At 57.4% G+C, this 26,444-nt stretch carries 19 protein-coding genes; 14 read left to right on the top strand and 5 right to left on the bottom strand.

Features of this window, described 5'->3' with window-relative positions:
* The first annotated feature begins 401 nt into the window (after positions 1-401).
* Both aas and lplT read left to right on the top strand, forming a co-directional pair.
* Positions 402-2,561 carry a bifunctional acyl-ACP--phospholipid O-acyltransferase/long-chain-fatty-acid--ACP ligase gene (aas, locus tag PGQ95_RS00770; protein WP_430916709.1) on the top strand — a complete coding sequence of 720 codons (2,160 nt, stop codon included), beginning with the start codon at positions 402-404 and terminating at the stop codon, positions 2,559-2,561.
* A complete protein-coding gene (lplT, locus tag PGQ95_RS00765) occupies positions 2,554-3,747 on the top strand; it encodes a lysophospholipid transporter LplT (RefSeq protein ID WP_113372966.1) in 1,194 nt (397 codons plus the stop codon). The genes aas and lplT overlap by 8 nt, the downstream gene beginning before the upstream one ends.
* Before the next feature lie 84 nt (positions 3,748-3,831).
* On the opposite strand, the gene PGQ95_RS00760 is transcribed toward lplT, so the two are convergent.
* From PGQ95_RS00760 to PGQ95_RS00740, 5 genes are all read right to left on the bottom strand, one after another.
* Positions 3,832-4,872 (bottom strand): NADP(H)-dependent aldo-keto reductase, encoded by a 1,041-nt coding sequence (locus PGQ95_RS00760; RefSeq protein ID WP_213316470.1) that lies wholly within the window; start codon positions 4,870-4,872, stop codon positions 3,832-3,834.
* 253 nt (positions 4,873-5,125) lie between these two features.
* Positions 5,126-5,344 (bottom strand): YgdI/YgdR family lipoprotein, encoded by a 219-nt coding sequence (locus PGQ95_RS00755; protein ID WP_004867116.1) that lies wholly within the window; start codon positions 5,342-5,344, stop codon positions 5,126-5,128.
* 123 nt (positions 5,345-5,467) lie between these two features.
* On the bottom strand, positions 5,468-6,181 hold the full coding sequence (locus PGQ95_RS00750; RefSeq protein WP_213793500.1) for a TerC family protein: 714 nt from the start codon (positions 6,179-6,181) through the stop codon (positions 5,468-5,470).
* 63 nt (positions 6,182-6,244) lie between these two features.
* A complete protein-coding gene (mutH, locus tag PGQ95_RS00745) occupies positions 6,245-6,940 on the bottom strand; it encodes a DNA mismatch repair endonuclease MutH (RefSeq protein WP_101705384.1) in 696 nt (231 codons plus the stop codon).
* Positions 6,941-7,004: 64 nt separating this feature from the next.
* Positions 7,005-7,169, bottom strand: a complete 165-nt coding sequence (locus tag PGQ95_RS00740) for a hypothetical protein (RefSeq protein WP_430916706.1) — start codon at positions 7,167-7,169, stop codon at positions 7,005-7,007.
* Between the two features lie 453 nt (positions 7,170-7,622).
* Here PGQ95_RS00740 and rppH point away from each other — a divergent pair, with 453 nt between their 5' ends.
* From rppH to recD, 12 genes are all read left to right on the top strand, one after another.
* A complete protein-coding gene (gene rppH / locus PGQ95_RS00735) occupies positions 7,623-8,153 on the top strand; it encodes an RNA pyrophosphohydrolase (RefSeq protein WP_015703328.1) in 531 nt (176 codons plus the stop codon).
* A 12-nt stretch (positions 8,154-8,165) separates the two neighbouring features.
* Positions 8,166-10,412 carry a phosphoenolpyruvate--protein phosphotransferase gene (gene ptsP, locus PGQ95_RS00730; RefSeq protein ID WP_047078964.1) on the top strand — a complete coding sequence of 749 codons (2,247 nt, stop codon included), beginning with the start codon at positions 8,166-8,168 and terminating at the stop codon, positions 10,410-10,412.
* A 621-nt stretch (positions 10,413-11,033) separates the two neighbouring features.
* Complete coding sequence (gene lgt, locus PGQ95_RS00725; protein ID WP_087858619.1) at positions 11,034-11,909, top strand: prolipoprotein diacylglyceryl transferase; 876 nt, start codon at positions 11,034-11,036, stop codon at positions 11,907-11,909.
* 6 nt (positions 11,910-11,915) lie between these two features.
* Entirely contained in the window at positions 11,916-12,710 is a 795-nt protein-coding gene (thyA, locus tag PGQ95_RS00720; protein WP_045373795.1) for a thymidylate synthase, read from the top strand.
* Between the two features lie 186 nt (positions 12,711-12,896).
* Positions 12,897-13,361, top strand: coding sequence for a prepilin peptidase-dependent protein (locus PGQ95_RS00715; protein WP_411325212.1), 465 nt, complete (start codon positions 12,897-12,899; stop codon positions 13,359-13,361).
* The gene (locus tag PGQ95_RS00710) at positions 13,352-13,915 is read left to right on the top strand and encodes a prepilin peptidase-dependent protein (RefSeq protein ID WP_430914653.1); all 564 of its coding nucleotides are present in this window, start codon (positions 13,352-13,354) and stop codon (positions 13,913-13,915) included. Before PGQ95_RS00715 ends, PGQ95_RS00710 begins: the two co-directional genes overlap by 10 nt.
* The gene (locus PGQ95_RS00705; RefSeq protein ID WP_032709042.1) at positions 13,912-14,319 is read left to right on the top strand and encodes a DUF2509 family protein; all 408 of its coding nucleotides are present in this window, start codon (positions 13,912-13,914) and stop codon (positions 14,317-14,319) included. The genes PGQ95_RS00710 and PGQ95_RS00705 overlap by 4 nt, the downstream gene beginning before the upstream one ends.
* Positions 14,304-14,627 (top strand): prepilin-type N-terminal cleavage/methylation domain-containing protein, encoded by a 324-nt coding sequence (locus PGQ95_RS00700; RefSeq protein WP_087858615.1) that lies wholly within the window; start codon positions 14,304-14,306, stop codon positions 14,625-14,627. Before PGQ95_RS00705 ends, PGQ95_RS00700 begins: the two co-directional genes overlap by 16 nt.
* Before the next feature lie 12 nt (positions 14,628-14,639).
* A complete protein-coding gene (gene recC / locus PGQ95_RS00695) occupies positions 14,640-18,011 on the top strand; it encodes an exodeoxyribonuclease V subunit gamma (RefSeq protein WP_430916704.1) in 3,372 nt (1,123 codons plus the stop codon).
* Positions 18,012-18,175: 164 nt separating this feature from the next.
* Positions 18,176-21,061: a pitrilysin gene (gene ptrA / locus PGQ95_RS00690; protein WP_430916702.1), complete on the top strand. Its 2,886-nt coding sequence runs from the start codon at positions 18,176-18,178 to the stop codon at positions 21,059-21,061.
* A complete protein-coding gene (recB, locus tag PGQ95_RS00685) occupies positions 21,058-24,603 on the top strand; it encodes an exodeoxyribonuclease V subunit beta (protein WP_430916700.1) in 3,546 nt (1,181 codons plus the stop codon). The genes ptrA and recB overlap by 4 nt, the downstream gene beginning before the upstream one ends.
* Positions 24,600-26,438, top strand: coding sequence for an exodeoxyribonuclease V subunit alpha (recD, locus tag PGQ95_RS00680; protein WP_430916698.1), 1,839 nt, complete (start codon positions 24,600-24,602; stop codon positions 26,436-26,438). Before recB ends, recD begins: the two co-directional genes overlap by 4 nt.
* The last annotated feature ends 6 nt before the right edge of the window (positions 26,439-26,444 follow it).

The following is a 26,444-nucleotide window of genomic DNA, read 5'->3' as shown; positions in this document are numbered from 1 at the left end:
GTTGAGTGCTGCATTGATACTCTGGCTATCCCAGAGGTATTGATAGGTGGAGTCAACGTCACGTTGACCACTTAATTACACCAACCTGCGCAGATGCGCAGGTTTTTTTTTGCCTGTTATTCATGCTGTTACAGATAGCGAGAATCGTAATACCTGGTTGCACTTAGGCTCATTCCCTTGCGTTTTCGCGCTGGCGCGATCGCGGGTAAAAACGCGACAATCAGGGTCCCAGAGGTATTGATTGGTGAGTTTCTTAAGTACGCACTTCGTACTGATTATCTTGCACCGACCTGCGCGGATGCGCAGGTTTTTTTTATTCTGAATTTTCTTCCCCCACACTGCTTTTCCCCGCCTTCTCATGTAACCTGCTCGGAATACTAAATCAGCCACGCGGAGTCGTTATGCTGTTGGGATTTTTTCGATTACTGTTCAAAGGATTGTACCGGGTACGATTGACCGGAGACACTCAGGCGCTCTATCAGGAAAAAGTATTAATTACGCCAAATCATGTCTCATTTCTCGACGGTATTTTACTGGCGCTCTTTCTGCCCGTTCGGCCGGTGTTTGCGGTCTATACCTCGATTAGCCAGCGCTGGTTTATGCGGGCGCTGACGCCGCTTATCGACTTTGTTCCGCTGGACCCCACTAAGCCGATGTCAATTAAGCATCTGGTGCGCTTGATTGAGCAGGGGCGCCCGGTGGTTATCTTTCCGGAAGGGCGTATTTCGGTAAGCGGTTCGCTGATGAAAATCTACGACGGCGCGGCGTTTGTGGCGGCGAAGTCGAAAGCGACCATTGTGCCGCTGCGAATCGAAGGCGCCGAACTTACGCCGTTCAGCCGTCTTAAGGGGCTGGTAAAACGCCGCCTGTTCCCGCGTATTCAGCTCCATTTACTGCCGCCGACGCATCTGCCGATGCCGGAAGCGCCGCGCGCCCGCGATCGGCGAAAAATCGCCGGCGAAATGCTGCACCAGATTATGATGGAAGCGCGCATGGCGGTGCGCCCGCGTGAAACGCTGTATGAGTCGCTACTGGCGGCGCAGGACCGCTTTGGCGCGCGTAAAAACTGCGTGGAAGATATTAATTTCCAGCCGGATACCTACCGGAAACTGTTGACCAAAACGCTGTTCGTCGCGCGTATTCTGGAAAAATACAGCGCGCAGGGCGAGAAAATCGGCCTGATGCTGCCTAACGCCGGTATCAGCGCGGCGGTGATTTTCGGCGCGATTGCCCGCGGGCGTATCCCGGCAATGATGAACTATACCGCCGGCGTCAAAGGACTCAGCAGCGCGATTACCGCCGCGGAAATCAAAACCATTTTTACTTCCCGTACCTTCCTCGATAAAGGCAAACTCTGGCACCTGCCGGAGCAGCTGACTCAGGTGCGCTGGGTGTTTCTGGAAGATCTGAAAGGCGATGTCACTACCGCCGACAAGCTGTGGATATTTGGCCATCTGCTGGCGCGGCGTCTGGCGCAGGTCAAGCAGCAGCCGGAAGATGCGGCGATGATCCTCTTTACCTCCGGTTCGGAGGGGAACCCAAAAGGGGTGGTGCATAGCCATAAAAGCCTGTTGGCTAACGTGGAACAGATTAAAACCATCGCCGATTTTACCGCCAACGATCGCTTTATGTCGGCGCTGCCGCTGTTCCACTCCTTCGGCCTGACGGTCGGCCTGCTGACGCCGCTATTCACCGGCGCGGAAGTGTTCCTCTATCCAAGCCCGCTGCACTATCGGGTGGTGCCGGAGCTGGTCTACGATCGTAACTGTACCGTGTTGTTCGGCACCTCAACCTTCCTCGCCAACTATGCCCGCTTTGCCAACCCATATGATTTTTATCGTCTGCGCTATGTGGTGGCAGGGGCGGAAAAACTGCAGGACAGCACCAAACAGCTGTGGCAGGACAAATTTGGCCTGCGCATCCTTGAAGGCTACGGCGTGACCGAATGTGCGCCGGTGGTCTCCATCAACGTTCCGATGGCGGCGAAAGTCGGTACCGTCGGGCGCATTCTTCCGGGGATGGATGCCCGATTGCTGGCGATGCCGGGCATCGAGCAGGGGGGCCGCCTGCAGTTGAAAGGGCCAAACATCATGAAAGGCTATCTGCGGGTAGAAAACCCCGGCGTGCTGGAAGCGCCGACGGCGGAAAACCAGCACGGTGAAGTGGAGAGCGGCTGGTACGACACCGGCGATATCGTCGTCTTTGACGAGCAGGGCTACGTCCGTATTCAGGGTCGCGCCAAGCGATTCGCCAAAATCGCCGGCGAGATGGTCTCGCTGGAGATGGTCGAGCAGGTCGCTTTGGCGGTCTCGCCGGACAAAATGCACGCCACGGCCATTAAGCAGGACGCCAGCAAAGGCGAGGCGCTGGTGCTGTTTACCACCGATAATGAACTCAATCGCGAAAAGCTGCTGCGCTACGCGCGTGAACACGGCGTACCGGAGCTGGCGGTACCGCGCGATATTCGTTGGCTGAAACAGCTGCCGGTACTGGGCAGCGGCAAGCCGGACTTTGTCACCCTGAAAGGCATGGTTGAAGAGGCGGAACATACACATGAGTGAGTCAGTGCACACTAACGCTTCACTGTACTCGAAAGGGATGATGGCGGTGATCTGCGCCCAGTTCCTGTCGGCCTTCGGCGATAATGCGCTGCTGTTCGCCACCCTGGCATTGATGAAGCAGCTCTACTATCCGGAGTGGAGTCAGCCGGTATTGCAGATGTTGTTTGTGGGCGCTTACATTCTCTTTGCGCCGTTTGTCGGGCAATTTGCCGATAGCTTCGCCAAAGGCCGGGTGATGATGGTCGCTAATGGCCTGAAGCTGCTCGGCGCCGGGTGTATTTGCTTTGGCGTCAATCCGTTTATCGGCTATACGCTGGTGGGTATTGGCGCGGCGGCCTATTCGCCGGCGAAATACGGTATTCTGGGCGAACTGACCACCGGCGATAAGTTAGTGAAGGCTAACGGACTGATGGAGTCGTCGACCATCGCGGCGATCCTGCTGGGCTCGATGGCGGGCGGTATTCTTGCGGACTGGCACGTGCTGGCGGCGCTTATCGTTTGTGCGCTGGTTTATGGCGGCGCAGTGGTTGCTAACCTGTGGATCCCGAAACTCCCGGCGGCTCGTCCTGGGCAGTCGTGGCGTTTCAGGCCGATGACGCATAGCTTCTTCAGCGCCTGTAAGACGTTGTGGCGTAATAGTGAAACGCGTTTCTCATTGATGGGCACCAGCTTGTTCTGGGGGGCGGGGGTGACGCTGCGCTTCCTGCTGGTGATTTGGGTGCCGGTGGCGCTTGGGATCACCAGTAACGCGATGCCGACCTACCTCAATGCGATGGTCGCCGTCGGGATTGTGGTTGGCGCTGGCGCAGCGGCGAAGCTGGTCACGCTGGAAACCGTCTCGCGCTGTATGCCCGCCGGGATATTGATTGGCGTCGCGGTGATCGTCTTCGCGGTACAGCAGTCGCTACTACCGGCATTTGGCCTACTGCTACTGCTTGGGGTGTGTGGCGGCTTCTTTATCGTACCGCTGAACGCGCTGCTGCAGGAGCGCGGGAAACATACCGTTGGCGCAGGTAACGCCATTGCGGTACAGAACCTCGGTGAAAACGTGGCGATGTTGCTCATGCTGGGGCTGTACTCGCTGGCGGTCAGCGTTGGGATCCCGCCGGTTGGCGTGGGGATAGGATTTGGCGCGGTCTTTGCGCTAGCCATCGCTGCGCTGTGGTGGTGGGGACGGCGTAAATAATCCCCGGAGAGGGACGGATTCACAAATGTCTGCTCTCCGGTAGCCCGGGTAAGGCGTTAGCCGCTACCCGGGGTTTTTACCCTCTTATGGCGCCGGGTAGGTATACACCTTATGCACCGCCTCAATCTCCGCTAACACCTCTTCGCTCAGCTCAAGATGCAAACTTTCGACGTTGGTCTTGAGCTGCTCCATAGTCGTGGCCCCGAGCAGGGTGCTGGCGACAAACGGCTGGCGACGCACAAAGGCCAGCGCCATTTGCGCCGGATCGAGATTGTGGCGTTTGGCAATGTCCACATAAGCGGCCACCGCTTTCTGCGCCTGCTCGCCGCTGTAGCGGGTAAAGCGGCTAAATAGCGTATTGCGTGCGCCAGCCGGCTGCGCGCCGTTGAGGTACTTACCGGTCAGCGTACCGAACGCCAGGCATGAATACGCCAGCAGCTCAACGCCCTCATATTGGCTCACTTCCGCCAGCCCCACTTCGTAGCTGCGGTTAAGCAGGCTGTACGGGTTTTGAATCGTGACGATGCGCGGCAGGTCGTGCTTATCGGCCAGATGCAGATAGCGCATGACGCCAAAGGCGGTTTCGTTAGAGACGCCGATATAGCGGATTTTACCGGCGCGCTGGAATTCGGTGAGGGCTTCCAGCGTATCGAGCAGGGTGACCACCGGCGCAGAGTCGCTCCAGGTATAGCCCAGCTTGCCGAAACAGTTGGTCTGGCGCTGCGGCCAGTGTACCTGATAGAGGTCGAGATAATCGGTTTGCAGACGTTTGAGGCTGTCGTGCAGCGCGTCGCGAATGTTTTTGCGATCCAGCGCGTGATTCGGGCGAATGCTGCTGTCGTTATTGCGCGCCGGACCGCTGACTTTAGAGGCGATAATCAGCTTTTCGCGGTTGCCGCGTTTCGCCAGCCAGTTGCCGACGTAGGTTTCGGTCAGACCCTGGGTTTCCGGGCGCGGCGGGACAGGATACATTTCGGCGACATCAATCAGGTTGATTCCCTGACTTACGGCGTAGTCGAGCTGTTCATGAGCGTCGGCCTCGCTATTTTGTTCACCAAACGTCATTGTGCCCAGCCCCAGCGTGCTGATTTCAAGAGAACTGTGTGGGATACGGTGATACTGCATAGCCGGCTTCCTTATTTTTATCAACAAGGTCAGGAGTTTCCCGACAAAACTATCTCCCCACAAACTTCAAAGCGCTTGCAGGCTGATGGGAATAACAACATGGCAGAGGGAGAGAAAAAGAGAAAGGGAAAATATCAAAAAAGCCGGGTCTGGAGATCCTGAAGGGGGCTGCCCTGGGGATATAGCAGGGGGATCCCGACTCTTTTCTGTGGCTGTGGTTGTCGGAAAATATGCGGTTAACCGACGAAAAAGCTTAACGCTTAATAATTTGTGACACGTCGTCGCGGTTGATCTGCATTTTATTGCCTTGCTGATCTTCGTAGCTTATCAAACCGGTGTCATCGTCAACCGCCGGTTTACCGTCGGTAAGAATCATACGTCCATCTTTTGTCGCCATGACATAATCGCTGCTGCAACCGGAAACCGAGAACGCCAGTCCTACGGCGGAAATCAATACTGCCCATTTTTTCATCGTCATTACCTCTCTTATGGCCGCACCTCGTACCAGTATATTAATAGCCTGATTTGTGAGACATAAAAAGCAGTAAAGTCTTAAAAAGGATTGCAGCCCGCTTTCGGACTGCAATTTTGTGGCTTACAGCGGGTTTTTCTTATTGCGCATCAGGTTGAGCGTTTCGACCGCAATGGAGAAGAACATCGCGAAGTAGATGTAACCTTTCGGGACATGCACATCGAAGCTCTCCAGCATCAAGGTGAAGCCGACGAGGATCAGAAACGACAACGCCAACATTTTGACCGACGGGTGACGGTCAACGAAGTCGCCGATCGGACGCGCGGCAAACATCATCACTCCAACCGCAATCACCACCGCGGCCATCATAATGAACAGATGATCGGAGAGACCCACGGCGGTAATGACTGAATCAAGGCTGAAGATGATATCCAGCAGCATGATCTGCACGATGGCGCCAAAGAAGGAGTGGACGTTGGTTTTAAGACCTTCTTCCTCGCCTTCAATAGATTCGTGGATCTCTTTACTCGCTTTCCAGATAAGGAACAGGCCGCCGAGCAGCAGGATCAGGTCGCGAAACGAGATCTCCTGCCCGAATATGGTGAAGAGCGGGTTGGTGAGCTTAACGACCCAGGCGATAGACGCCAGCAGGCCGAGACGCATCAGCATGGCTCCCATTAGCCCGATACGCCGCGCATGGGCGCGTTGAGCGGTGGGAAGCTTAGCGACAACCAGAGAGAGAAAAATAATATTATCGATCCCGAGAACGATCTCCAGCAGCGTCAGCGTGCCGAGCGCCAGCCAGGCGTTAGGATCGGTTATCCATGCAAATAACATTGTTCAAAGTCCTGCAAAAAATAAAGTGGTAATTATATGCAGGCGTTATGGCAGAACAAAAAATTATTCATGGCCTAAGAGAAAATGACGCGCAAGCAGCGCGGCGGTGAAGTTTTTTTTCAGATAAAAGCCGCGCGGTAGGGTGAGGATCGGCTCGCCGTGGGCGCCGATCGCTTCCGTTAGCGCTTTGCTGTTGGCCGCTTTTGGGCGCAGTTGCAGTACTTCGCCGTGGCGGGCGGTGATTCGTTCAACCTGGCCGAGCACGATAAGATCCATCAACTCCTCCCAGTCCATACGCAACTGGCGATCTTCTTCCTCGTCCGGCGTCCACAGCAGCGGCGCGCCGACGCGGCGTTCCGCCAGCGGGATTTCGCGCTCGCCTTCTACCGGGATCCACAGCACGCGTTGCAGCTTATGCCGTACGTGGCTGCTTTCCCAGGTCACGCCGCTATTACCGGTTAGCGGCGCTACGCAAACAAACGTGGTCTCCAGAGGTCGGCCCTGACGGTCAATGGGAATGGTTTTCAGCTCCACGCCTAAGGCGGCGAAATCCTGCTCGGGTTTGCTTCCGGCGCTGGCGCCCAGCCAAATCTCCAGCAGGATGCCAATCCAGCCCTTATCGCGTTTCAGATCGCGAGGAATAGGGATCCCTGCCAGCGCCGCCAGTTCACCCAGCGAATAGCCCGCCAGCCGCTGGGCCTGAGCAAGAAGTTGCTCCTGACTTTGCGGCGGAGCGGTAAGCGGAGCGATGGCTGGCATGATAGAAAACCTCTGGTCAAAAAATGAGCGCTATTTTTGTGCGTTGTGGATAGAGTTTACCTTTTTATGGGTAACTATACCAATTTGATGATTTATATATGTTTTTTATCCCACTTTTCCGTTTGTGAAAACAGTGAAAACGGGTTTTCCAGAACTGGTCACTGACAATGAACAGGATCTTACACCATGTTATCCACAGAAAAATGGGATAACTGGGGAAAAGCCTCACTACTGGTTCGATTTACAGCCTTGACGTGCGACGAAAATCGAATTTTTAGACAAAATGTGCCCGACGAATGTGCTTTATCTGTGGATAAAAGCGGCATTGTTCGATCTTTCATCAGTTGCCGGATCGCATATGTGATGATCATCACGTTATGCTGTAATTTGTCGGCGAGAAGTATGATAACTTAATGAATAGTATGTCATTATTAAATGGTTCCATCTCTACGTCGTTCGGACTACTCCGGGTTTTCCCTGGTTAATTCCGTACTTCTTCACAACTCTATCCACAGAAAAAGTGAATAAAATGGCCCGGGGATGGCGTTCACTGTTTATAACTCGGGTGATTACTGTGAGTTATTCAAATGTTATTCGTTATCACGCCACACAGAGAGTGGTTTACCGTTTCCAACGAGTGTGAAACAATCATTCACATTGAAGCTTATTTTGAGGTAGTCCGGTGATTGATGACGATGGCTACCGCCCAAATGTCGGCATTGTAATTTGTAACCGTCAGGGCCAGGTGATGTGGGCCCGGCGTTATGGTCAGCACTCGTGGCAGTTCCCGCAAGGGGGCATTAATCCAGGCGAGTCCGCCGAGCAGGCAATGTATCGGGAATTGTTCGAAGAGGTTGGGTTAAGCCGCAAAGATGTGCGGATCCTGGCCTCGACCCGTAACTGGCTGCGTTACAAGCTGCCTAAACGTTTGGTGCGTTGGGACACAAAGCCGGTTTGTATCGGTCAGAAGCAGAAGTGGTTTCTTCTACAACTGGTCGGCAGCGATACGGCTATTAATATGCAAACCAGCAGTACACCTGAGTTTGATGGCTGGCGATGGGTAAGCTACTGGTACCCGGTTCGTCAGGTGGTGTCGTTTAAGCGCGACGTTTACCGCCGGGTGATGAAAGAGTTCGCGGGCGTCACGATGTCGCTTGCTGAAACCACACCCAAGCCGCAAAGCGCGCCTGCTTATCGACGTAAAAGAGGTTAAGCCACGCACATTATGCTCACTCGGTTGCGAGAAATAGTCGAGAAGGTCGCCAGCGCGCCGCGTTTAAACGAGGCGCTGGATATCCTGGTTACGGATGTCTGTAAAGCGATGGAAACGGAAGTTTGTTCGGTTTACCTGGCTGACAACGATCGACGCTGCTATTACCTGATGGCCACGCGCGGGCTGAAAAAACCTCGCGGGCGCACAGTCGCACTCGCATTTGATGAAGGTCTCGTGGGGCTGGTGGGGCGTCTGGCCGAGCCTATCAACCTGGCCGATGCGCAAAAACATCCCAGCTTTAAGTATATTCCAGCCGTTAAGGAGGAACGCTTCCGCGCCTTCCTTGGCGTGCCGATTATCCAGCGGCGTCAGCTGCTGGGCGTGCTGGTGGTTCAGCAGCGTGAACTGCGCCAGTTCGATGAAAGCGAAGAGTCCTTCCTTGTCACCCTCGCCACCCAGATGGCCGCTATTCTCTCCCAATCGCAGTTAAATGCGCTGTTTGGGCAGTATCGCCAGACCCGCATCCGCGCGCTGCCGGCATCATCCGGGGTGGCGATTGCCGAAGGCTGGATGGATGCCAGCCTGCCGTTGATGGAGCAGGTCTACGAGGCCTCGACGCTGGATACCGCTTCCGAGCGCGAACGTCTCACCGGCGCGCTGGAAGAGGCGGCGAATGAGTTTCGTCGCTACAGCAAGCGCTACGCCGCCGGAGCGCAAAAAGAGACGGCGGCTATTTTTGACCTCTATTCGCACCTGTTATCCGATGCGCGCCTGCGCCGTGAGCTATTCGATGAAGTCGACAAAGGCTCCGTCGCTGAATGGGCGGTGAAAAAAGTCATTGAGAAATTTGCCGAGCAGTTTGCCGCGCTCAGCGATGGCTACCTGAAAGAGCGGGCGGGGGATTTGCGTACTCTCGGGCAGCGGCTGTTGTTTCATCTCGACGACACCACCCAAGGGCCGAATACCTGGCCTGAGCGCATTATTCTGGTGGCCGATGAACTGTCGGCAACCACGCTTGCGGAAGTGCCGCAGGACCGTTTAGTCGGGGTGGTGGTGCGCGACGGCGCGGCCAACTCCCACGCGGCGATCATGGTGCGTGCGTTGGGCATCCCGACGGTAATGGGCGCCGACATTCAGCCGTCACTGCTGCATGGCCATACGTTGATCGTTGATGGCTATCGCGGCGATCTGTTGGTCGATCCCGAACCGGTGCTGCTACAAGAGTATCAGCGGTTAATCAGCGAAGAGAACGAGCTGAGCCGGCTGGCGGAAGACGATCTTGAACGCGCTTCCGAGCTGAAAAGCGGCGAACGGGTAAAAGTGATGCTCAACGCAGGCCTGAGCCCGGAGCATGAAGAGAAGCTCGGCAGCTTTATCGATGGTATCGGGCTTTACCGCACCGAAATTCCGTTTATGTTACAAAGCGGCTTCCCCTCCGAAGAGGAGCAGGTCGCCCAGTATCAGGGCATGCTGCAGATGTTTAACAGCAAGCCCGTGACCCTGCGAACGCTGGATATCGGTGCCGATAAACAACTGCCGTATATGCCGATTAGCGAAGAGAACCCGTGCCTTGGCTGGCGCGGGATCCGTATTACGCTCGATCAGCCAGAGATCTTCTTGATCCAGGTGCGCGCTATGCTGCGCGCTAATGCCGCCACCGGCAATCTCAGCATTCTGCTGCCGATGGTCACCAGCCTCGAAGAGGTTGACGAAGCCCGCCGCCTGATCGAGCGCGCCAGTCGCGAAGTCGAAGAGATGATTGGTTACGCGATTCCGCGCCCGCGCCTTGGGGTGATGCTGGAAGTGCCGTCAATGGTCTTTATGCTGCCGCAGTTGGCAAACCGCATCGACTTTATCTCCGTCGGCACCAATGACCTGACGCAATACATCCTCGCGGTCGACCGCAATAATACCCGCGTCGCCAATATGTACGACTGCCTGCACCCTGCGGTATTGCGGGCGCTGGCGATGATTGCCCATGACGCCGAGCGTTTTGGTATCGATCTGCGCTTGTGCGGCGAAATGGCCGGCGACCCGATGTGCGTCACCATCCTGGTGGGCCTCGGCTATCGCCATTTGTCGATGAACGGCCGTTCGGTCGCGCGCGTGAAATATCTGCTGCGCCGTATCGATATCGAAGAAGCGCAGGAGCTGTCACGGCGCAGTCTGGAAGCGCAGATGACCACGGAAGTGCGCCACCAGGTGGCGGCGTTTATGGAGCGCCGCGGTCTCGGCGGCCTGATCCGCGGCGGACGGTAACGTAGATGCTGTTATCGGTTTGCAACTTTTTTGGTCCGGGAAAAACAGTTGTTTTTTATTATTTCAGAGCAGATTGCGCTCCCGATATTTCTTCTGCGTTATGTCTATCATGGCGCAGGGAGCGCACAAAGGGCGGCCAGTCGCCGCCGCCCTCTGTACTCCCGGGCTCTGGCCGCCAAAATCGCCACTTCGTGGTACCTTCGACTTATCCCGGCAGGCTTCGGGTCGGGCCGAGGCAGCGTCCCTGCAAGTCACGGCCCTCAGCCCGCATCCCTGCGGGCTGCCCCGGCCTGCCGGGAACGTCTCAGCGATTTTGAGGCCACCAACACCGGCAGTTTCAGTAGCCATGGGGACAAGGTAGAGATCTTAAGCTCGCAATGGCACGGACCGTAGCTCGGGTAAGGCGTTAGCCGCCACCCGACAAAAAAACGGCACCGCGTAGCGAGCCCGGGGGAAAACCGCACGCTGTTAGCATCCTTATACATATCTTTTACACGTTCAGCGCGGATCGCCCTACACGCTTATGCTATCATTCGCCTCCTTCGGAGTGCCCGTTTTAAGCGGGCACGGATCATCACCGCTGTCCACTTTCGGCGGAATAACAAGTCTTTATGGTGACAGATGAATAGTGGCTACCTGCATTTTCCGGAGTTCGATCCGGTAATATTTTCCATTGGACCGGTCTCTCTCCACTGGTACGGCTTAATGTACCTGGTTGGTTTCGTCTTTGCGATGTGGCTGGCCACCCGTCGGGCCAATCGTCCGGGCAGCGGCTGGACGAAAAATGAAGTGGAAAACCTGCTCTACGCGGGCTTCCTCGGCGTATTCCTCGGCGGCCGTATCGGCTATGTGATGTTCTACAACCTGCCGGTCTTCCTTAGCGACCCGCTATATCTGTTCCGCGTCTGGGATGGCGGCATGTCGTTCCACGGCGGCCTAATCGGCGTGATTCTGGTGATGATTATCTTCGCCAAACGCACCAAGCGTACCTTCTTCCAGGTCTCCGATTTTATCGCGCCGCTGATCCCGTTTGGCCTCGGCGCCGGGCGTCTGGGCAACTTTATCAACGGTGAGCTGTGGGGCCGGGTTGACCCGAGCTTCCATTATGCGATGATTTTCCCGGGCTCGCGCGCTGAGGACCTGGCGCTGCTGCCGTCGCATCCGGAATGGCAATCATTATTCGATACCTACGGCGCGCTGCCGCGTCACGCCTCTCAGCTTTATGAGCTGGCGCTGGAAGGCGTGGTGCTGTTCCTGATCCTGAACCTGTTTATCCGTAAACCGCGCCCGACCGGTTCCGTTTCCGGCCTGTTCCTGATTGGCTACGGCCTGTTCCGCATTATCGTGGAATTCTTCCGTCAGCCGGACGCACAGTTTACCGGCGGCTGGGTGCAGTACATCAGTATGGGGCAGATTCTTTCGATCCCGATGGTGCTTGCGGGTATCATTATGATGGTTTGGGCTTATCGTCACCGTCCGCAGCAACAAAACTCTTGAGGAACCATGAAACAGTATCTTGATTTGATGCAGAAAGTGCTCGCTGAGGGCACGCCAAAAAATGACCGCACCGGCACTGGCACCATCTCTATCTTCGGCCATCAGATGCGTTTTAACCTGCAGGAAGGCTTCCCGCTGGTGACCACCAAGCGCTGTCATTTACGCTCCATCATCCATGAACTGCTGTGGTTCCTGCAGGGCGACACCAACATTGCCTATCTGCACGAAAATAACGTCACCATCTGGGACGAGTGGGCGGATGAGAATGGCGATTTGGGGCCAGTTTACGGCAAACAGTGGCGTTCCTGGCCCGCGCCGGACGGCCGCCATATCGACCAGATCGGCACGGTCATGGAACAGTTGAAAAATGACCCGGACTCCCGCCGTATCATCGTGTCGGCATGGAACGTCGGTGAGCTGGATAAAATGGCGCTGGCGCCGTGCCACGCGTTCTTCCAGTTCTACGTCGCCGACGGCAAACTCTCCTGCCAGCTGTATCAGCGCTCCTGCGACGTGTTCCTCGGCCTGCCGTTCAACATCGCCAGCTATGCGCTGCTGGTGCATATGGTGGCGCAGCAGTGCGATCTGGAAGTGGGCGATTTTGTCTGGACCGGTGGTGACACTCATCTCTACAGCAATCACCTGGAGCAGACTAACCTGCAGCTGAGCCGCGAACCGCGTCCGCTGCCGAAGCTGGTCATTAAGCGCAAACCGGCGTCGATTTTCGACTACCGTTTTGAAGACTTCGAAATTGAAGGTTATGACCCGCATCCGGGAATTAAAGCGCCTGTGGCGATTTAACGTCTCTGTAGTGATGACAAACCGGCGCCAGCAGCGCCGGTTTTTTTATGCCCTTTGCAGAATTTTGCGAGCCTGATTCCTGACGCCGCTCAATATCCTGCAACTGGCGAATTTTTTCCCGAGCCGCGACGCGAACCGTAGATTTACCATTCGAATGGATGATCGGAGCAACGCATACTCGACGCCATGAACAGACAGCATGGCTACACCCTAATTGAAATGCTGGTCACCATGATGCTGGTGGTCATCCTCAGCGCTAGCGGTATGTACGGCTGGCAGCGCTGGCAACAGCAACAGCGCTTGTGGCAGGTCGCCTGCCAGGTGCGCGATTATCTCGTGCTGCTGCGCGATGACGCCAACTGGCACAACCGCGACCGCGTCATTAGCATCGGACAATCGCCCGCCGGCTGGTGTCTGAGCGCAAGCGGGGGGGAGGCTGACTGTCACGCGAAAACGCCTTTTACCCTACAGCCGCTATGGCCGGGAATTACGCTGCAACATTTGACGGCGGGCATCGGTTTTTACGGCCTGCGCAACAGCGCCTGGGCCGGACATATCCTGTTGCAAGGCGATGGCGAAGCGTGGCGGATTGTTGTCTCTAACTGGGGACGCATACGCCTGTGTCGGGAAGGGGAGGAATTATGCCAGTAGCGGCGCGCGGTTTTTCGCTCATTGAAACGCTGATTGCTATGGCGATTGGCTCGGTATTACTGCTCGGAGCCGCTCGTTTCCTTCCGGCGCTACAGCGCCAGATTCTTCGCCAAACGCAGCAGCAGGCGCTGGAAAATGAGCTATGGCAGCGGGTTTATGCGTTAGCCAAACATTTGCAGCGCGCCGGATATTGCGCGGGTCACTGTAATGGTCAGGCGCTGGTGATTGCCGACGGCGGGCAGTGCGTTATTGTTCGCTGGGATGGCAACAGCAACGGCATTTGGGAGCTGGCGCCGGAGGCCGATGCCGATTCTACCGGTTTTCGCCTGCGCGATGGGGCGCTGGAAACGCGGCGCGGCGTCACTGACTGCGGCGGTAAAAATTGGGAGAAAATGACCAATCCCGCAGCCATAACGGTAACGAGTTTTCACGTTGAGCGGCAGGCGATAAGCGGGTTCTCTCCTGAACTTATCGTTACCCTGGGGGGGCAGGCGCAATCGGACTCGCGTATTTCCACCGAGGCGCAATATCGGGTAACGGGGTTCAACCTGTGAAACGCCAGCGTGGAGTTTCATCGCTACTGATGGTGCTGCTATTACTGGCGCTGGGCAGCCTGCTGCTGCAGGGAATGAACCAGCAGCAGCGATCGCTGCTGGCGCAGGTGAGCGCCGAAACCCAGGCGATTCGCGATACGGCCGCCGCGCAGTCGGCGCTGCAATGGGGCAAAGGGGTGAACTGGCCGCTGCAGAGCGATGTGGTGTGTCAACAGGAGAACAGCCAACGCTGGCGCGCTTGCCTGCGGCTTTTTAATGATGGCCGCGCGCTGCTTATCGCCGGCAGCGGCACAGTACAGCTGTGGCAGTCAGCATGGGTTGAACAGGGCGTGCTGCGCTATTTAGCGCATGGATGGAGCGATTTTTGCCCGTTAAAGGAGAGTGCGTTATGCCTGATGCCGTAGCGCGCCAGCGTGGTTTTAGTCTGGCGGAGACATTATTAGCGATGGCGCTGTTAATCATGACTATCGCGGCGCTTGGCGGTTATCATCGGGGGCTAGCCGGCGGCGCCGCTCAATTGAACGCCTATCGCCAGCAGTGGCGGGAAGCGTGGCGCTTTAGCCAGCTCATTCCCCCGGCACAGCCCGCGAAAGGGCAAATAAGCCGTTTGCAGACATCCAGGCAAAGTTGTGTCAGCATCACGGTAACGATCACCATGCCCGCCGCTAAGCGGGTGCAGATGAACCGGCTACATTGTCCGGTAAATCAGTAGTCAGGAGCGAATATGTTAAGGGTGTACCACTCAAACCGTCTGGATGTGCTTGAAGCGTTGATGGAGTTTATCGTCGAGCGCCAGCGGCTGGATGACCCTTTCATGCCGGAAATGGTGCTGGTGCAAAGTACCGGTATGGCGCAATGGTTGCAGATGACGCTGGCAAAGCGCTTCGGTATTGCGGCGAATATCGAGTTTCCGCTGCCGGCCAGCTTTATCTGGGATATGTTCGTTCGCGTGCTAGACGATATTCCCGGCGAGAGCGCCTTCAGTAAACAGAGCATGAGCTGGAAGCTGATGACCCTGCTACCGCAGTATCTCGACGATGAAGCCTTCACATTACTGCGCCACTATCTGAGCGATGATAGCGACAAACGTAAGCTGTTCCAGCTTGCCGCGCGGGTGGCCGACCTGTATGACCAGTATCTGGTTTATCGCCCGGAGTGGCTGATGCGCTGGGAGGCCGATGAACGGGTGGACGGGCTGGGCGACGCTCAGCAGTGGCAGGCGCCGCTGTGGAAAGCGTTAGTCGAATACACCGCAGAGCTTGGGCAACCGCTGTGGCACCGCGCCAATCTGTACCAGCGCTTTATCAGCGCGTTGGAAAATGCTGACCAGCCGCCAGCCGGGCTGCCGTCGCGGGTCTTTATCTGCGGCATCTCGGCGCTGCCGCCGGTGTATTTGCAGGCCCTGCAGGCGCTGGGTAAGCATGTCGATGTCTATGTACTCTTCACCAACCCCTGTCGCTACTACTGGGGCGATATTAAAGATCCAGCGTTTCTTGCCAAACTGATGTCGCGCCAGCGCCGCCACCACCGCGAGGCGCGCGAGCTGCCGCTGTTCCGCGACACTGAACAGGCGCCGGGATTGTTTAATGATGATGGCGAGCAGGATGTCGGCAATCCGCTGCTGGCCTCGTGGGGCAAGCTCGGGCGCGATTATATCTATCTGCTGGCAGGGCTGGAGCGCTATGAAGAGCTGGACGCCTTTGTCGATATCGCCCCCGATAACCTGCTACATAATCTCCAGGCCGATATTCTGGAACTGCGCAACGCCGCGGTGGCGGGACGCACCGCGCAAGAGTTCGCCAGCAGTAAGAGTAAGCGTCCGCTGGCGAATGACGACCGCAGCCTGGCTATCCACGTCTGCCATAGCCCGCAACGTGAAGTGGAAGTGCTGCATGACCGACTGCTGGCGATGCTGGAAGAAGACCCGGCGCTGACGCCGCGCGATATTATCGTTATGGTCGCCGATATCGACAGCTACAGTCCCTATATTCAGGCGGTTTTCGGCGCGGCGCGCGGCGAACGCTGGCTGCCGTGGGCGATTTCCGATCGACGGGCGCGGGAATCGCACCCGGCGTTACAGGCGTTTATCACGTTGCTTTCTCTGCCGGACAGCCGCTTCGCCAGTGAAGACGTGCTGGCGCTGCTGGATGTGCCGGTGCTGGCGGCGCGCTTCAATATCAATGAAGAGGGGTTGCGCTACCTGCGCCAGTGGGTCAATGAATCCGGCGTACGTTGGGGCATGGATGACGATAACGTGCGCGAAATGGATCTTCCGGCGACCGGCCAGCATACCTGGCGTTTTGGGTTAACGCGTATGCTGCTGGGGTATGCGATGGACAGCAGCCAGGGCGAGTGGCAGTCGGTGCTGCCCTATGATGAATCCAGCGGACTGATTGCCGAGCTGGTGGGGAATCTCGCGTCGTTACTGATGCAGCTCAATCTATGGCGCCGCGGTCTGGCGCAGGATCGCCCGCTGACAGAGTGGCTGCCGGTGTGCCGCGATCTACTCACAGATTTCTTCCTGCCGGATAGCGACACCGAAGCGGCGCTGGCGCTGATTGAACAGCAATGGCAAGCCATCATCGATGGTGGGCTGGATGCGCAGTACGGGGCTGCCGTGCCGCTATCGCTGCTGCGTGATGAGCTGGCGCAGCGCCTCGATCAGCAGCGGATTAGCCAGCGTTTCCTGGCCGGTCCGGTGAATATTTGCACCCTGATGCCGATGCGTTCTATTCCCTTCAAAGTTGTCTGCCTGCTGGGGATGAACGACGGCGTCTACCCGCGTACTCTCGCGCCGCTGGGTTTCGATTTAATGAGCCAAAAACCGCAGCGCGGCGACCGTAGCCGTCGCGACGACGACCGCTACCTGTTCCTGGAAGCGCTGATGTCGGCCGAACAGAAGCTATACATCAGCTACATCGGCCGCTCAATTCAGGATAATAGCGAGCGCTATCCTTCGGTGCTGGTACAGGAACTGGCGGACTATATCGGTCAGAGCCACTGCCTTGAAGGCGATGAAGCGCTGGACTGCGATGCCAGCGAACGGCGCGTTAAAGAGCACATTACCCATCTGCATACGCGTATGCCTTTCGATGCCGCCAATTATCTGCCGGATGAAGATCAGAGCTATGCGAAAGAGTGGCTGGCCGCCGCCAGCCAGCAGGGAGAGGCGCATAGTGAATTTATCCAGCCGCTTGCGCCGTTTGCTATCGACACATTGCCGTTTGAACAACTATTACGCTTTTGGCAGCATCCGGTGCGCGCTTTCTTCCAGCAGCGTCTGCGGGTGAATTTCCGCTCTGAAGAGAGCGAGATCCCCGAAGATGAGCCTTTCGTGCTTGAAGGGCTAAGCCGTTACCAGTTGAACCAACAGTTGCTGAATACGCTGATTGAACAACAGGATGCGTCAGCGATGTATCGTCGTTTTCGTGCGGCGGGTGAGCTGCCTTTTGGCGCCTTTGGCGAACTGGCATGGGAGGCGCAGCGTCAGGAAATGCAGAACCTGGCTGAGCGGGTTATCGCCAGTCGTCAGCCCGCGCAAAGTATGGAGATCGACCTACAGTGCAATGGTATCAATCTCACCGGCTGGCTACAGCAGGTACAGCCGGATGGGCTATTGCGCTGGCGGCCGTCGCTGCTGAGCGTCTCTCAGGGCGTGCAACTTTGGCTGGAACATCTTGTCTATTGTGCTAGCGGCGGTCTCGGCGAAAGCCGCTTGTTCGTGCGCAAGGAAGGCGAGTGGCGTTTCCCGCCGCTGGCGGCGGAGCAGGCGCAGGCGTATCTGAATGATCTGGTAGAAGGCTACCTGCAGGGGATGTCAAAACCGCTACTGCTGTTGCCGGAAAGCGGCGGCGCGTGGCTAAAAGCCTGTTATGACGCGGAAAAGGATGTCATGTTAATGGATGACGAAACGCAACAAAAAGCGCGCAGTAAGTTCCTTCAGGCCTACGAAGGTAATATGGTGGTGAGCGGCGAAGGTGCCGATATCTGGTACCAGCGCCTGTGGCGCACTCTTGAGCCTGCGTACTATGAAGAGATTATCGCGCAGGCGCAGCGTTATTTGTTGCCGATATTTCGTTTCCATCAGTCCGAATAAAATTGTAATAGTATAAAAATTGCGCAAAAGAAGGTTGTTCATTTATTATGCGCAACGAATCACGGACTGATGTTGTAAATACCTTGAAGATGGCGTTTTGCCTGATGATGGGTATCCACGCTGACGCTATGCAGCGCGAAGTTTGTTAATGATGAGGTCCGTGAATGCCCCGCAGTTTATGGTTCAAAGTTCTTGTTGTAGTGGTCGCCCTCTGGGCGCCGTTAAGTCAGGCAGACACCGGATGGCAACCGATTCAGGAAACCATCCGCAAAAGCGAAAAAGATCCCCGTCAATATCAGGCCATTCGCCTGCAAAACGGCATGGTCGTGCTGCTGGTATCCGATCCGCAGGCGGTAAAATCGTTGTCGGCGCTGGTGGTGCCGGTGGGTTCATTACAGGATCCGGCCGATCATCAAGGGCTGGCGCACTATCTCGAGCATATGACCTTAATGGGCTCGCAGAAGTATCCGCAGCCTGACAGCCTTGCTGAATTCCTCAAAATGCACGGCGGCAGCCATAATGCCAGCACCGCGCCGTATCGCACCGCGTTCTACCTTGAAGTGGAAAACGATGCTCTCAACGGCGCTGTCGATCGGCTGGCCGATGCCATTGCTGCGCCGCTGCTGGATAAAAAATATGCCGAACGCGAACGTAACGCGGTCAACGCCGAATTGACCATGGCGCGCACCCGGGACGGGATGCGCATGGCGCAGGTGAGCGCCGAAACCATCAACCCTGCGCACCCGGCTTCACAATTCTCCGGCGGTAACCTCGATACGCTGAGCGACAAGCCTGGTAGCCCGGTGCTTGATGCGCTGCACGCTTTCCGCGACCGCTGGTACTCGGCAAACCTGATGAAGGCGGTCATCTACAGTAATAAGCCACTGCCTGAGTTGGCAAGCATTGCCGCCGCGACCTACGGACGGGTGCCAAATCACGACATCAGTAAGCCGGAAATTACCGTACCGGTCGTGACCGATGCGCAGAAGGGTATTGTGATTCACTACGTGCCGGCGATGCCGCGTAAGGTGCTGCGCGTTGAATTCCGCATCGATAACAACAGCGCTCAGTTTCGCAGCAAGACCGATGAGCTGGTGACCTATATGATCGGCAACCGCAGCCCTGGCACCTTATCCGACTGGCTGCAGAAGCAGGGGCTGGCGGAAGGGATTCGCGCGGATTCCGATCCGGCCGTCAACGGCAATAGCGGCGTGCTGGCGATCTCCGCTACCCTCACCGATAAAGGCCTGGCGCACCGCGATGAAGTTACCGCCGCTATTTTCAGCTACCTGAATTTGCTGCGTACACAGGGTATTGATAAGCGCTACTTTGATGAATTAGCCCACGTGCTGGAGCTCGATTTCCGCTATCCGTCGATTAGCCGCGATATGGATTATGTGGAGTGGCTGGCCGATACCATGATTCGCGTGCCGGTAGAGCACGTACTGGACGTGGTTAATATCGCCGACCGCTATGATGCTCAGGCGATTAAAGACCGTCTGGCGATGATGACGCCGCAAAATGCGCGTATCTGGTACATCAGCCCGAATGAACCGCACAATAAAACCGCTTATTTCGTCAACGCGCCTTATCAGGTTGATAAAATTAGCCCCCAGACCTTCACCAACTGGCAGCAAAAATCTGCAGCCATCAAGCTGCAACTGCCGGCGCTGAACCCGTATATTCCGGATGATTTCACGCTGATTAAGAGCGATAAGGCGTACCCGCATCCGGAGCTTATCGTCGATGAGCCGACGCTGCGCGTGGTGTACGCGCCCAGCCAGTACTTTGCCAGTGAACCGAAGGCCGACGTCTCGCTGGTGCTACGTAACCCGCAGGCGATGGACAGCGCGCGCCGACAGGTGATGTTCGCGTTGAATGATTACCTGGCCGGAATTGCTCTCGACCAGCTTAGCAACCAGGCCGCGGTAGGCGGGATAAGCTTCTCGACCGGCGCCAACAACGGTCTGATGGTTAATGCCAATGGCTATACCCAGCGCCTGCCGCAGCTCTTTACCGCGCTGCTGGATGGCTACTTTAGCTATACGCCGACCGAAGAGCAGCTTGAGCAGGCGAAGTCCTGGTATGCCCAGATGATGGATTCGGCGGACAAAGGTAAAGCCTATGACCAGGCGATTATGCCGATTCAGATGCTGTCGCAGGTACCCTATTTCGAGCGTAAAACACGTCGCGATTTACTGCCGTCAATCACCTTGAAAGAGGTGATCAACTACCGCGATAACCTGAAAGCAAGAGGGCGGCCGGAGCTGCTGGTCGTCGGTAACATGAGCGCCAGACAGTCCACCGATCTGGCCCACCAGATCCAAAAACAGCTTGGCGCCGATGGCAACGAGTGGTGTCGAAACAAAGACGTGCTGATCGACAGCAAACAGCTGGCGATGTTTGAGAAAGCAGGCAGCAGCACCGACTCCGCGCTGGCGGCGGTTTTCGCGCCGCCAAACGTCGATGAATACAGCAGCATGGCCGCCAGTTCGCTGTTAGGGCAGATTATTCAGCCCTGGTTCTATAACCAGTTACGTACTGAAGAACAACTCGGCTATGCGGTCTTCGCCTTCTCAATGAATGTTGGCCGCCAGTGGGGGATGGGCTTCCTGTTACAGAGTAGCGATAAACAGCCGGCTTTCCTCTGGCAGCGCTTCCAGGCCTTCTTCCCGACGGCGGAAGCCAAACTGCGGGCGATGAAACCGGAAGAGTTTGCTCAGATCCAGCAGGCGGCGATTAGCCAGATGCTGCAGGCGCCGCAAACGTTGAGCGAAGAAGCATCAAAGCTGAGCAAAGATTTCGATCGCGGTAATATGCGCTTCGATTCACGTGATAAAGTAGTGGCTCAGATTAAACTGCTGACGCCGCAAAAACTTGCCGATTTCTTCCATCAGACGGTGGTGGATCCGCAAGGCATGGCACTGTTATCCCAGGTTTCCGGCAGCCAGAACGGCAAGACGGAATACGCCGCCCCTGAAGGCGGTAAAGTATGGGAAAGCGTCAGCGCATTGCAGAAATCCTTACCCCTGATGCGAGAGAATGAATGACCGAAACCGCTGAGTCTCTTGACCCACTCCGCTTGCCCCTGACGGGCGAGCGGCTGATAGAAGCCTCCGCGGGCACCGGAAAAACCTTTACCATCGCCGCGCTATATTTACGGCTGCTGCTGGGGCTGGGGGGAGAATCCGCTTTCCCCCGGCCGGTCAGCGTGGAAGAGCTGCTGGTAGTTACCTTTACCGAAGCGGCGACGGAAGAGCTGCGCGGGCGTATTCGCAGTAATATCCACGAGCTACGGATTGCCTGCCTGCGCGAAAGCGCCAGCGATCCGCTCTATGCCTCTTTGCTCGCGGAAATCGCCGATAAAAACCAGGCGGCGCAAACGCTGATGCTGGCGGAGCGCCAGATGGACGAGGCGGCAGTCTTTACCATCCATGGTTTCTGTCAGCGAATGCTGAGCCTCAACGCCTTCGAGTCCGGCATGTTGTTTGAACAGCAACTGATCGAAGACGAGTCCCGCCTGCGTTATCAGGCCTGCGCCGACTTCTGGCGTCGCCACTGCTATCCGCTGCCGCGCGATATTGCCGCGGTGATCCATGAACAGTGGAAAGGGCCGCGTGACCTGCTGAAGGCGATCGACCGCTGGCTGCAGGGCGAAGCGCCGCAGCTAAAATCGCCGCCGCCCGCGGAAGAGACGCTGGCAAGCCGCCATCAGCAAATCCTGGAACGTATCAATGCGCTGAAGCAGCAGTGGCGGGAACAGGTGGGCGAAATTGAAAACGTGCTGGAAAGCTCAGGGCTCGATCGCCGCAAGTTCAACCGCGGCAACCAGGGCAAGTGGATCGAAAAGGTAAGCGCCTGGGCGCAGGAAGAAACGCTGAGTTATCAGTTGCCTGATGCGCTGGAAAAATTCTCGCAACCGTTCCTCATTGAGCGCACCAAAGACGGCGGCGAACCACCGTTGCATCCCTTATTCAGCGCGGTAGAAGCGCTGCTCGCCTCACCGCTTACCTTAAACGATCTGGTTATCGCCAGGGCGATGGTGGAGATCCGCGAAGCGGTCGCCCGCGAAAAACGGCGTCGAGGCGAACTAGGCTTTGACGACATGCTCAGCCGCCTGGACGACGCGCTGCGCGGCGACAGCGGCGAAGCGCTGGCCAGCGCTATTCGTCAGCGTTTCCCGGTGGCGATGATCGATGAGTTCCAGGATACCGACCCGCAGCAGTATCGCATCTTCCGCCGCATCTGGCGCCGTCAGCCGGATACGGCCCTGCTGCTGATTGGCGACCCGAAACAGGCGATTTACGCTTTCCGCGGCGCCGATATTTTTACCTATATGAAAGCGCGCGGCGATGTCGCTGCCCACTATACGCTGGATACCAACTGGCGTTCGGCGCCAGGCATGGTACAGAGCGTAAACCGCCTGTTCGGCCTGAGTGATAATCCATTCATGTTCCGCGAGATCCCATTCTTGCCGGTGAAGCCTGCCGCTAAAAATCAGACGTTGCGCTTTACCATTGATGGGAAGCCGATCCCGGCGATGAACATGTGGTTAATGCCTGGCGAAGCCGTCGGTTCTGGCGATTATCAGTCTTTTATGGCGCAATTGTGCGCGACGCAGATCCGCGACTGGCTCAGCGCCGGCCAGCAGGGGCGCGCGCTGCTGTGGCGCGGCGAAAAAGCCGAGCCGGTGCGCGCCTCCGATATCACCGTGCTGGTGCGTAACCGTCTCGAAGCGGCGCTTATTCGCGATGCGCTGCAGCTCTTGTCGATCCCGTCGGTCTATCTCTCAAACCGCGACAGCGTTTTTGAAACCCCGGAAGCGCAGGAATTACTGTGGGTTCTACAGGCGGTACTGGCGCCAGAGCGTGAAAACACGCTACGCAGCGCGCTGGCAACGTCGATGTTTGGCCTTAATGCGCAGGATATCGAAAACCTCAATCAGGATGAACGTGCCTGGGATGCGCTGGTAGAGGAGTTCAGTGAATACCGTCACATCTGGCGCCAGCGTGGCGTGATGCCGATGCTGCGCGCGCTGATGGGGGCGCGTCATATCGCTGAAAACCTGCTGGCGACCCACGGCGGCGAACGCCGTTTGACCGATATTTTGCATATCAGCGAATTATTACAAGAGGCGGCGAATCAGCTGGAGAGCGAGCACGCGCTGGTGCGCTGGCTGACGCAACATATCGCCGAACCGGACAGCAATGCTTCCAGCCAGCAGATGCGTCTGGAGAGCGATAAGCACCTGGTGCAAATCGTCACCATCCACAAATCAAAAGGACTGGAATATTCGCTGGTCTGGCTGCCCTTTATTGCGCGCTTTCGCAAACAGGATCAGGCGTTCTACCACGATCGCGATTCCTTTGCTGCGGTACTCGACCTCGGAGAGGGGGAGAATAGCCTTGAGCTGGCGGAAGCCGAGCGCCTGGCGGAGGACTTACGCCTGTTGTACGTCGCCCTGACCCGCGCGGTGTGGCACTGTAGTCTCGGGATCGCGCCGTTAAGTACCCGTCGTAGCGACAAACCTGGCAACAGCGATTTTCATCATAGCGCCCTCGGCCGCCTGCTGCAGGACGGCGAGCCGATGGACGCGGCGGGATTGACCGCGCGATTACAGGCATTGTGCAACGATGATATTGCGCTATGTATTCCCGATACCATGGACCAGACGCCGTGGCAGGCGCCGGAAAACGCGCTACCGCCGCTTTCGGCGCGGACGCTTGAACGTCAGGTTATGGACGACTGGCGGGTGACCAGTTATTCCGGCCTGCAGCAGCATGGTTCCAGCGCCGGTCAGGACCTGCTGCCGCGGCTCGATATCGACGCCGCGGGTGTTGGCGAGGTGGCGGAAGAGCCGCAGCTCACGCCTCATCAGTTCCCGCGCGGCGCGTCGCCGGGGACTTTCCTGCATAGCCTGTTTGAAGATCTTGATTTCAGCCAGCCGGTACCGGTTGACTGGATGGCGCAAAAACTACAGTTGCACGGTTTTGGCGAAGAGTGGGCGCCGGTGTTGAGCGAATGGCTGGACGGTGTGCTGCGAACACGCCTGCCGGGGGCGGAAATCGCTCTGAATCAGCTGGGCGCGCGGGATAAACAGGTGGAAATGGCCTTCTATCTACCGATTGAACAACCGCTGGATCCGCTGCGGTTGGACGCGCTGATCCGCCGCTATGATCCGCTCTCGGCTGATACCCCGGCGCTCGATTTCCGCCAGGTCCGCGGGATGCTGAAAGGGTTTATCGATCTGGTATTTCGTCACGATGGCCGCTATTACCTGCTGGATTACAAATCGAACTGGCTGGGCGAAGACCGCGAAGCCTACACCCAGCAGGCGATGATCCAGGCGATGCGCCTGCATCGCTATGATCTGCAGTACCAGCTGTATAGCCTGGCGCTACACCGTTATCTGCGTCACCGTATTGCCGATTATCACTACGAGCGGCACTTTGGCGGCGTCATTTATCTTTTTTTACGCGGCATGGATGGGCAGGAAGGCGGGCAGGGGATCTTCACCACCCGTCCGGCGCAGCCGCTGATTGACGGTCTCGACGCGCTATTTGCCGGCGTTACCCTGGAGGTGGACTCATGACTATGGATGAACTGCTGCTGGCCGCCGCCGAGCAGCGCCTGCTGCGACCGTTGGACGTTCAGTTTGCGCTGATGGTGGCGCAGGATGCCCCTCCGGCAGTGAAGCTGGCCGCCGCGCTGCTGAGCCGGGATGCCGGAGAAGGTCATGTCTGTCTGCCGCTGTCGCGCCTCAACGCTGAAGAAGCGCTAAGCGGCAAGGCCGGCGAGATCCGTGACCAGTTGCTGGCAATGGCCGGAGAGCCGCAGGACTGGCCTCAATTGTTGCTTTCTTCGTCAGCGGTGAGCCGCGGCGACGAACCGACGCCGATGATTTTATGCGGCGACAGGCTGTACCTGAACCGCATGTGGCGTAATGAACTCACCGTCGCCCGCTTCTTCAATGAGACGAACCGGGTGCTTGAGGTCGATGAAGGGCGGCTAACGGCAACCCTGAATGAACTCTTTCCGGCAACCGACGATATCGACTGGCAAAAAGTCGCCGCGGCGGTGGCGCTGACCCGGCGCATTTCGGTGATCTCCGGCGGCCCGGGTACGGGAAAAACCACTACCGTCGCGAAGCTGCTGGCGGCGCTGATTCAGATCAACGACACGCCGCGTTGTCGAATTCGGCTGGCGGCGCCGACCGGCAAAGCCGCAGCGCGTCTGACGGAATCCCTTGGGGCGGCGTTAAGAAAACTTCCGCTTAGCGAGGAGCAAAAAGCGCTGATTCCCGCCGATGCCAGTACGCTGCATCGCCTGTTGGGCGCGCAGCCCGGTAGCCAGCGCATGCGCTACCACGCCGGTAATCCGCTGCATCTGGATGTGCTGGTGGTCGACGAAGCGTCTATGATCGACTTACCGATGATGTCGCGCCTGATTGATGCTTTGCCGGAACACGGGCGGGTGATCTTTCTCGGCGATCGCGATCAGCTTGCCTCCGTGGAAGCCGGGGCGGTGCTTGGCGATATCTGTGCCTGGGCGACGTCCGGCTATACCGCGGCGCGAGCGCAAGAGCTGTCGCGGCTGACTGGCGCAACGGTGCCGGCGGGCGAGGGGCAGATGGCCGGAGCGCTGCGTGATAGTCTGTGTCTGCTGCAAAAAAGCTACCGCTTTGGCAGCCATTCCGGTATCGGCAGCCTGGCGCGGGCGGTCAACGCCGGTGCGCGTGCGGACGTGAAAGCGACGTTACGCCAGCCGTTTGAGGATATCGTTCTGCAGCCGCTCAGTACCACCGAGGAGTATGAAGCGATGCTGATGGCGGCGCAGGAGGGCTACGGCCGTTATCTGCAGCTTCGCCGCGAGCAGGCCGCGCCGGAACAGATGATTGCCGCCTTTGGCGAATTTCAGCTGCTGTGCGCGCTGCGTGAAGGGCCTTATGGAGTAAGCGGCGTGAATGAACAGCTGGAGCAGATGCTCCACCGTAAGCGGGCGATTACGCTACCGCGCCATTCACGCTGGTACGATGGCCGTCCGGTGATGATTTCCCGCAACGATAGCGCGCTGGGGCTGTTTAACGGCGATATCGGTATTGCGCTGGAAAGGGACGGCGAACTTCGCGTGTGGTTCCCGATGCCGGATGGCAGTATTAAATCGGTGCAGCCAAGCCGCTTGCCGGAACATGATACCGCCTGGGCAATGACGGTGCATAAGTCGCAAGGGTCGGAGTTCGATCATGCGGCGCTGATCTTGCCTTCTCGTAGCGTACCGCTGGTAACCCGCGAGCTGGTTTATACCGCGATAACCCGTGCCAAACGGCGCCTGTCGCTTTACGCCGACGAGCAGGTACTGGCGCAAGCCATCGTGACGCGGACTGAACGGCGCAGCGGCCTGGCGGAGATTTTCGCCGGACACGGGTAGGGGGGA

This window comes from Klebsiella sp. 141240, assembly GCF_050600805.1.
Lineage (GTDB): Bacteria > Pseudomonadota > Gammaproteobacteria > Enterobacterales > Enterobacteriaceae > Klebsiella > Klebsiella aerogenes.
This window is presented reverse-complemented; position numbering and strand designations above follow the sequence as displayed.

Bases quoted from the DNA above. Each gene is read 5' to 3' on its own strand.
- aas (WP_430916709.1), top strand. From the start codon at position 402: ATGCTGTTGGGATTTTTTCGATTACTGTTCAAAGGATTGTACCGGGTA.
- lplT (WP_113372966.1), top strand. From the start codon at position 2,554: ATGAGTGAGTCAGTGCACACTAACGCTTCACTGTACTCGAAAGGGATG.
- PGQ95_RS00760 (WP_213316470.1), bottom strand. From the start codon at position 4,872: ATGCAGTATCACCGTATCCCACACAGTTCTCTTGAAATCAGCACGCTG.
- PGQ95_RS00755 (WP_004867116.1), bottom strand. From the start codon at position 5,344: ATGAAAAAATGGGCAGTATTGATTTCCGCCGTAGGACTGGCGTTCTCG.
- PGQ95_RS00750 (WP_213793500.1), bottom strand. From the start codon at position 6,181: ATGTTATTTGCATGGATAACCGATCCTAACGCCTGGCTGGCGCTCGGC.
- mutH (WP_101705384.1), bottom strand. From the start codon at position 6,940: ATGCCAGCCATCGCTCCGCTTACCGCTCCGCCGCAAAGTCAGGAGCAA.
- ptsP (WP_047078964.1), top strand. From the start codon at position 8,166: ATGCTCACTCGGTTGCGAGAAATAGTCGAGAAGGTCGCCAGCGCGCCG.
- lgt (WP_087858619.1), top strand. From the start codon at position 11,034: ATGAATAGTGGCTACCTGCATTTTCCGGAGTTCGATCCGGTAATATTT.
- thyA (WP_045373795.1), top strand. From the start codon at position 11,916: ATGAAACAGTATCTTGATTTGATGCAGAAAGTGCTCGCTGAGGGCACG.
- PGQ95_RS00715 (WP_411325212.1), top strand. From the start codon at position 12,897: ATGAACAGACAGCATGGCTACACCCTAATTGAAATGCTGGTCACCATG.
- PGQ95_RS00710 (WP_430914653.1), top strand. From the start codon at position 13,352: ATGCCAGTAGCGGCGCGCGGTTTTTCGCTCATTGAAACGCTGATTGCT.
- PGQ95_RS00700 (WP_087858615.1), top strand. From the start codon at position 14,304: ATGCCTGATGCCGTAGCGCGCCAGCGTGGTTTTAGTCTGGCGGAGACA.
- recC (WP_430916704.1), top strand. From the start codon at position 14,640: ATGTTAAGGGTGTACCACTCAAACCGTCTGGATGTGCTTGAAGCGTTG.
- ptrA (WP_430916702.1), top strand. From the start codon at position 18,176: ATGCCCCGCAGTTTATGGTTCAAAGTTCTTGTTGTAGTGGTCGCCCTC.
- recB (WP_430916700.1), top strand. From the start codon at position 21,058: ATGACCGAAACCGCTGAGTCTCTTGACCCACTCCGCTTGCCCCTGACG.
- recD (WP_430916698.1), top strand. From the start codon at position 24,600: ATGACTATGGATGAACTGCTGCTGGCCGCCGCCGAGCAGCGCCTGCTG.